This is a genomic window from Butyrivibrio sp. INlla18 (assembly GCF_900103635.1).
Lineage (GTDB): Bacteria > Bacillota > Clostridia > Lachnospirales > Lachnospiraceae > Butyrivibrio.
The window spans coordinates 51,991-59,077 of sequence record NZ_FMXK01000021.1 but is presented as its reverse complement, the minus strand read 5'-3'; the positions used below and the strand labels follow the sequence as shown (position 1 = coordinate 59,077).

Here is a 7,087-nt window from a genome sequence, read left to right as displayed (position 1 = left end):
AAAAATGGCATCAAAGACTCAGACAGTGTTTCAAAAACAGAATTTAAAGTAAGAAATATAACGCTCATGAACATAGAAAAATCCTCAGAGATTCTCAAAAACAAACTTTAGGTTGGTGGCCCCACTTAGCTAGACTAGGCGGAGGCAGGGCGCGGCCCCAGTGAACTAGCCAGCGGCTATCCCCAAATTGTGTATGGTAACTTTTTGTAAAAGAAAAAACTTCCCAAAGTTGGGAAGTTTCATCTATTAACTGTACGTAACATGTACTTTTGAAGTAAAAATGAAAGTGGTGCGTAGAACCTGTTCCAAGTAATAGCAGCTCTCATAAGTTTTAATTCAGTGTCATTGTATGACATGTAGCCATTTTCTATTTTGTTTGTAAGAGTACTATACTGATTGTTACTGCCGTCAATATCAAAGTCAGATTGAAGATTACGTAAATAATCACTTAACTGTCTGCGCTGACGTTTGGTCATCATAACTGCAAATGTACTTGGGTTGTTCTTTTGTAGCGTATAAAGACTTGTTGTAAACATTTTATTTCCTCCTTGAAAATTGCCTTTTTTATTCTCTGAAATTAATGTGTCGAAAATGTGTACATGTTTTTAACAAATTTCAAAATTTATGTTTCTAAAAACTTGACATAAATTCGTCTGAATCTTAGAATAGGCTAAGAATATAAAAGAAAAGGCATTGATCGGAATAAGTAATTGTCACAGCCTGACAACAGAGAATAGCTGGTTGGTGAGAAGCTTTAGTTAAGAGTGATGATGAATACCTCCGTGAGCTGCAGAGGCGAAATTACAGTAGTTTCTGACGGGGACTGACCGTTATATCAGGAGAGTATCGTCTTTTTTATTATTAAGATCGTACTTATTGAGGCATATGGCGTGAGCTGTATGTGAATGAAGGTGGTAACACGGAATATTTCGTCCTTCGCAATCAGATTGGTTGCGGAGGATTTTTTTATACCTTCGCACCGTGAATAGGAAAAGGAGACAAATATGAAGATTTACGAGGAACTTAAAGCAAGAGGCCTTATCGCTCAGGTTACTGATGAAGAGCAGATAAGAGACCTTGTAAATGAGGGAAAGGCTACATTCTACATTGGATTTGATTGTACAGCAGATTCTCTTACTGCAGGTCACTTCATGGCTCTTACACTTATGAAGAGACTTCAGGAAGCTGGTAACAAGCCTATCGCACTTATTGGTGGCGGTACAACAATGATCGGTGATCCATCAGGAAGAACTGATATGAGAAAGATGCTTACAAGAGAGGATATCGATCACAACGCAGAGTGCTTCAAGAAGCAGATGGAGAAGTTTATCGACTTTGGTGAAGGCAAGGCTATGATGGTCAATAACGCTGACTGGATTCTTAACCTTAATTACATCGAGCTTTTAAGAGAGGTTGGTGCTTGCTTTTCAGTAAATAACATGCTTAGAGCTGAGTGCTACAAGCAGCGTATGGAAAAGGGACTTAGCTTCCTTGAGTTTAACTACATGATCATGCAGTCATACGACTTCTATTACATGTTCCAGAAATACAACTGTAACCTTGAGTTTGGTGGAGACGATCAGTGGAGCAACATGCTTGGCGGTACAGAGCTTATCCGTAGAAAGCTTGGCAAGGATGCTCACGCTATGACAATTACTCTTTTGACAGATTCACAGGGCAAGAAGATGGGTAAGACAGCAGGAAATGCTGTATGGCTTGATCCTAACAAGACATCACCATTTGATTTCTACCAGTACTGGAGAAACGTTGGGGATGCTGACGTTGATAAGTGCATCAAGATGCTTACATTCATTCCTATCGAAGAAATCCTTGAGATGGAGAAGTGGGATCCTTCAAGAATCAACGAAAAGAAGGAAATCCTTGCATTCGAGCTTACAGCACTTGTACATGGTAAGGAAGAAGCACAGAAGGCTCAGGATGCTGCTAGAGCTCTTTTTGCAGGCGGCGGAGATATGGCAAACGTTCCATCTGTTGCTCTTAAGGAAGAGGACTTTAGAGATGGCGTTGTTGATATCATGCAGGTTCTTGTTTCTGCAGGTCTTTGCGCAACAAGAAGTGAAGCTAGACGTGCTGTAGAGCAGGGCGGCGTTCTTGTAAATGAAGAAAAGGTTTCAGATGTAAAGACAACTTATACTAAGGACTTCTTTGCAGATGGAATCATGGTAAAGAAGGGTAAAAAGTCCTTCAAGAAGGTTACCTGCTAATAGACTAAATAATATTACTTAAGGGGTATTTACGGCATGGGTTATGACAACTTGTTTCCTGATCGTATCGAGGAAGATGGCAGGTTTGATCAATTTGAGAATGGTAAGGTCCTGGCAGGCAAGCAAAAAAATAAGCTTCCTGCCATGGGCTGGAATAGCTGGAATGCTTTTGGAAGTGGCAACACAGAGGCGCTGACAAAGGTTATGGCTGACAAGATCGTGGAACTTGGTCTTGATAAGCTTGGCTATGAGTATGTTATCTTGGACGATGGCTGCTACAAGCCAGAAAGAGTAGATGGCAAGCTTTCTAACGAGGAAGTTAAGTTTCCATCTGGCTTTAAGGCTTTATCTGACTACGTTCATGATAAAGGTCTTAAATTTGGAATGTACAATGACATTGGTACTAATCTTTGCGCTGGAGCCCAGGTTGGAACCTGCGGCTACGAAGATGTAGATGCCAAGAGCTATCTTGAGTGGGGCGTTGACTTTTTAAAGGTTGATAATTGCTATTATCCTTTTGATAACGCCACATTTTCTAATGCTGAAAATGCTAGATTTACATTTGCACCTAATATCAAGGCTATTAAGGTTGACGGTTTTGAATACAAGGTAGCTTCTGATGGCAAGATAACAGGAGACCTTGCAAGATTAGAGGATGACCATGTTACATTCCTTGGAACCTACGATGGTACAGGCCCTGATGCTAGTCCTGTTGGACCTAGAAGTAGTGAGCTTTTATTTGATATCTTTTCAGATTCCGACAAGGTTGTGAGCTTAAACGTCCTTTATGCTACAGGCAAGAAGGAAGGCATTGGAGAGTGGCTTCAGGTTGCTGTAAGTGATAGCTTCTTTTACGATGATCTGTTAAAAGAAACTGAGAATGAGGAAAGCTATGAATGGAGCCAGGATATTAAGATCTCTTTATCTAGGGGAAATAATAAGCTTAGACTTATGAATCATAGGAGACAGGAAAATACTCTTAACTCCTATGCAAGATTATTAAAAGAGCTTAAGAAACTTGATCCTGACAAGGACATCTATTATTCAGCCTGCGAATGGGGCAAGACTCAGCCGCATAACTGGGGCTATAAAGTCTGCGACTCCTGGAGAATCTTAAATGATATTACCTTTAGAGTTGGAAGTGACGGAGATCCAGGTCACGGCGCATGGATTGAGGATTATACTACAAGCGTAACAACTCAGTACAATAAGGCTGTTATCATGGACGAATTCTCAGGTCTTGATAAGGGCTGGAATGATCCTGATATGCTCATGATCGGTATGGATGGTCTTACTAAGACTCAGAACAAGACTCACATGGCAATGTGGTGCATGATGAATTCACCTCTTATGCTTGGGGTTGACCTTAGAAGAGTAAGTAAAGGTGATGAGATCTACAACATAATTGCCAATGAAGACCTTATTTCTATCAATCAAGACAAGCTTGGCATTCAGGCAAAACGTGTATTTAGTAGCCTGTCTCAAGATGATCCATCCAAGGAATACATCAGAGATATTGACAGAGTTGATATCCTCAAAAAGAACTTATCAGACGGAAAACTTGCTATTAGCTTTATTAACCTAAGTCTTAAGGACAATAATGAGGAATATGCAGTTACTTTGCATGACTTTAATCCTAAGGGCTTTCAGAAGTACATGGTAAAAGACGTATATACCAAGGAAGAAGTCTTAAATGATAAGGATGTTTTGATGGTCAAAGGCCTTAAAGCCTGCGACAACAAGACATTTATATTAACTCCTGTTGATTAAAGTAAAAGGAAAATATGAATTCAGTTGAATTTACTTATGAACTTATAAGTAAATATGAGACTCTTACAGGGCAATCCCTTTCTACAGAGGATCTTGGACTTTATCTTACCGAGATCCTTGATAGAAAGGGGGAAGCCCTTTTTGAGTTACAGCTAACCAAGAAGCAGGCTGCAAGGATATGCTATGAGTTTATAAAATATGCATTGAAATTAAAAGATAGAGATTGGGAAGATGCATCTAAGCTTAAGGATATCTATGACTGCAAAGTTTGTGCTAATCCTATTGCTCAGTGCTATGTTAGAAGAGTTATAGCTCCTTTAAAGGATGATCTTTTTGGAGGAGATGAGATTATTTCCAAAGAAGAAACTAAAAAAATAACTGATAATGTAATGGCTCTAGCCCAGTAAATATAATGACTCCTATTATTTTTGATTAATGTATTGACAAATAATAGGAGTAGTTTTATATTGAACATATGAACAGTCATTCATATGTTCAAATCAAAAAATGAAACATGTATTTTTAATATAGATTTACATAGGAGGTACGAAACATGGCACTTAATGATGTAGAACACTGCGACGTACACCATTGCCACAGTGATATCGTTCTCAAGGTTCATAGAGATCTTCCAAATGAAGACGAATTATATGATCTTGCAGAGCTATTCAAAGTCTTTGGTGATTCAACCAGGATCAAGATATTATTTGCTTTATTTGAATCAGAGATGTGCGTTTGTGATATAGCTGAATCCCTTGAGATGACTCAGTCAGCAATATCACATCAGCTCAAGATATTGAAGCAGAGCAAACTCGTAGGTAACAGACGAGAAGGTAAACAGGTTGTTTATTTCCTTGCAGATGATCATGTCAGAACTATCATCGACCAGGGGCTTAATCATATTGAAGAGTAAATTTTTTATAGCCTCTTAAGGCGGAAAGGATAAATTATGAAAAAGACATATAAGTGTGAGGTTGATTGCGCAAACTGTGCAGCAAAGATGGAGGAAGCAGTTAAGAAGATCAGTGGTGTTGAGAATGCCAGAGTTAATTTCATGACACAGAAGTTTACTTTAGAAGCTGCTGAGGATGTATTTGATAAGGTTTTAGATGAAGCTGTTAAGGCTTGCAAAAAGGTTGAGCCAGATTGTGAGATCGAACTTGCCTAACTTATTTTTAGAGGTTTAAGGCTATGACAAAGAAACAGAAAAAAGTTAGAAATAGAATACTTGTAGTACTTGCATTATTTATAATCTTGCTTGTATGTGATAAGACTGGTTTATTTGATAATGTTCCTGAGCTTGTAAGATTTGTTTTATATCTGATCCCATACATCATCATTGGTTATGACGTTATCAGAAAGGCAGCCATTAACATCAGTCATGGACAAGTCTTTGATGAGAACTTCCTTATGATGATCGCTACTTTTGGAGCCTTTGGTATCAGAGAGTATTCAGAAGCTCTTGCAGTAATGCTCTTTTACCAGGTTGGTGAGCTGTTCCAGAGCTACGCTGTTGGTAAGTCTAGACAGTCTATCACTGAGATGATGAGCATTGCTCCTGAGTTTGCCAATATCGTATCAGAAGATGGCAAGGTAAATGAGGCTGATCCCGAGGAAGTTAGTATTGGCGACGTACTTCTTATAAGAGCTGGTGAAAAGATCCCTGTAGATGCTGAAGTTGTAGAAGGTGAGTCCTTTATCGATACTGCGGCTCTTACTGGTGAGTCAGTTCCTAGAAGAGTTGCCGTTGGAGATCAGGTTATCAGCGGATGCGTAAATGGTGAGGGTGTTCTAAAGGTTAGAGCAACTAAGGTTTATGAGGATTCTACTGTTGCCAAGATCTTGGAGCTTGTAGAAAACGCAAGTAACAAGAAATCCAGAATGGAGAACTTCATTACGAGGTTTGCTAAGTACTACACACCTGTAGTTACTATTGGAGCGGTACTTCTTGCTGTACTTCCTCCACTTTTTGGTCAGATGGCATTTTCAGATAGTATCAGAAGAGCCTGCGTATTTCTAATTGTTTCTTGTCCGTGTGCACTTGTTATTTCAGTTCCTCTTGGTTTCTTTGGCGGAATTGGTGCTGCATCCAAGATTGGCGTCCTTGTTAAGGGAAGTAACTATCTTGAGGCTGTATCCAAGGCTAGCACAGTAGTCTTTGACAAGACAGGAACTCTTACAAAGGGTGAATTTAAGGTTACATCTGTAGCTCCTTATGAAAACGCTGTTTCAGCTGATGAGCTTCTTAAGATCGCAGCATTTGGTGAAGCGGTTTCAAATCACCCTATTGCTAGATCAATAGTTACAGCTTATCAGGAAAAGGTCGGCGAAGCTGCCTTAAAGGATATGCTTGCAGATGCTAGTTCCAAAGAGCTTGCTGGTCATGGTATTGTTTCAAATTATGAAGGCAAGGAACTTCTTTTAGGAAATGCCAAGTTAATGACAGATGAAGGTATCTCTTTTGACCTGGCAAAAGAAGTAGGAACAGCAGTATATGTTGCTCTTGATAAGAAATTTATTGGTTCAATTGTTATATCAGATGTCATTAAGTCAGAAGCAAAGGATGCCATCAGCCTTATGAAGAAGGTTGGCGTTAAGAATACAGTAATGCTCACAGGAGACAGAAAAGAGACTGCTCTTGATGTAGCTTCTAAGATAGGCATAGATACTGTAGAATCTGAGCTTCTTCCAGCTGACAAAGTTGCGAAAGTTGAAAAATTACTCACATCAGAGGATAATGATAATAAACTTGTATTTGTGGGTGATGGTATCAACGATGCTCCTGTTCTCATGAGAGCTGATGTAGGAATCGCCATGGGATCACTTGGAAGCGACGCTGCGATCGAAGCTGCAGACATCGTTATCATGGACGATGACATCAGGAAAATTTCACAGATCATCAAGATTGCCCGCAAGACTATCACAATAGTGAAGGAAAATATCGTATTTGCTCTGGCTGTTAAACTACTTATTCTTGTACTTGGAGCACTTGGTATTGCTTCTATGTGGCTTGCAGTATTTGGAGATGTTGGAGTAGCGGTTTTGGCTATCCTTAATTCCATGAGAGCATTGCGTCTTGAGAGGTAAGATGA

Annotated in this window: 7 protein-coding genes and 1 other annotated feature; of the genes, 6 read left to right on the top strand and 1 reads right to left on the bottom strand. The window is 39.5% G+C overall.

The window, feature by feature from the left end; translation table 11 throughout:
• Window positions 1-239: 239 nt before the first annotated feature.
• Window positions 240-536 carry a hypothetical protein gene (locus BLS24_RS13680; protein WP_091760336.1) on the bottom strand — a complete coding sequence of 99 codons (297 nt, stop codon included), beginning with the start codon at window positions 534-536 and terminating at the stop codon, window positions 240-242.
• A 148-nt stretch (window positions 537-684) separates the two neighbouring features.
• Window positions 685-940 (top strand) — a binding site (T-box leader).
• Window positions 941-1,004: 64 nt separating this feature from the next.
• Between BLS24_RS13680 and tyrS the strand changes: the two genes are divergently transcribed.
• From tyrS to BLS24_RS13650, 6 genes are all read left to right on the top strand, one after another.
• Complete coding sequence (tyrS, locus tag BLS24_RS13675; RefSeq protein WP_091760332.1) at window positions 1,005-2,225, top strand: tyrosine--tRNA ligase; 1,221 nt, start codon at window positions 1,005-1,007, stop codon at window positions 2,223-2,225.
• Window positions 2,226-2,261: 36 nt separating this feature from the next.
• On the top strand, window positions 2,262-3,995 hold the full coding sequence (locus BLS24_RS13670) for an alpha-galactosidase (RefSeq protein ID WP_242872312.1): 1,734 nt from the start codon (window positions 2,262-2,264) through the stop codon (window positions 3,993-3,995).
• 14 nt (window positions 3,996-4,009) lie between these two features.
• A complete protein-coding gene (locus BLS24_RS13665) occupies window positions 4,010-4,402 on the top strand; it encodes a hypothetical protein (protein WP_091760329.1) in 393 nt (130 codons plus the stop codon).
• Between the two features lie 146 nt (window positions 4,403-4,548).
• Window positions 4,549-4,908 carry an ArsR/SmtB family transcription factor gene (locus BLS24_RS13660; protein WP_091760326.1) on the top strand — a complete coding sequence of 120 codons (360 nt, stop codon included), beginning with the start codon at window positions 4,549-4,551 and terminating at the stop codon, window positions 4,906-4,908.
• Between the two features lie 36 nt (window positions 4,909-4,944).
• On the top strand, window positions 4,945-5,163 hold the full coding sequence (locus BLS24_RS13655) for a cation transporter (protein WP_091760323.1): 219 nt from the start codon (window positions 4,945-4,947) through the stop codon (window positions 5,161-5,163).
• Window positions 5,164-5,186: 23 nt separating this feature from the next.
• Window positions 5,187-7,082: a heavy metal translocating P-type ATPase gene (locus BLS24_RS13650; protein ID WP_091760320.1), complete on the top strand. Its 1,896-nt coding sequence runs from the start codon at window positions 5,187-5,189 to the stop codon at window positions 7,080-7,082.
• Window positions 7,083-7,087: the final 5 nt, after the last annotated feature.

Bases quoted from the DNA above. Each gene is read 5' to 3' on its own strand.
- BLS24_RS13655 (WP_091760323.1), top strand. From the start codon at position 4,945: ATGAAAAAGACATATAAGTGTGAGGTTGATTGCGCAAACTGTGCAGCA.
- BLS24_RS13665 (WP_091760329.1), top strand. From the start codon at position 4,010: ATGAATTCAGTTGAATTTACTTATGAACTTATAAGTAAATATGAGACT.
- BLS24_RS13660 (WP_091760326.1), top strand. From the start codon at position 4,549: ATGGCACTTAATGATGTAGAACACTGCGACGTACACCATTGCCACAGT.
- BLS24_RS13650 (WP_091760320.1), top strand. From the start codon at position 5,187: ATGACAAAGAAACAGAAAAAAGTTAGAAATAGAATACTTGTAGTACTT.
- BLS24_RS13670 (WP_242872312.1), top strand. From the start codon at position 2,262: ATGGGTTATGACAACTTGTTTCCTGATCGTATCGAGGAAGATGGCAGG.
- BLS24_RS13680 (WP_091760336.1), bottom strand. From the start codon at position 536: ATGTTTACAACAAGTCTTTATACGCTACAAAAGAACAACCCAAGTACA.
- tyrS (WP_091760332.1), top strand. From the start codon at position 1,005: ATGAAGATTTACGAGGAACTTAAAGCAAGAGGCCTTATCGCTCAGGTT.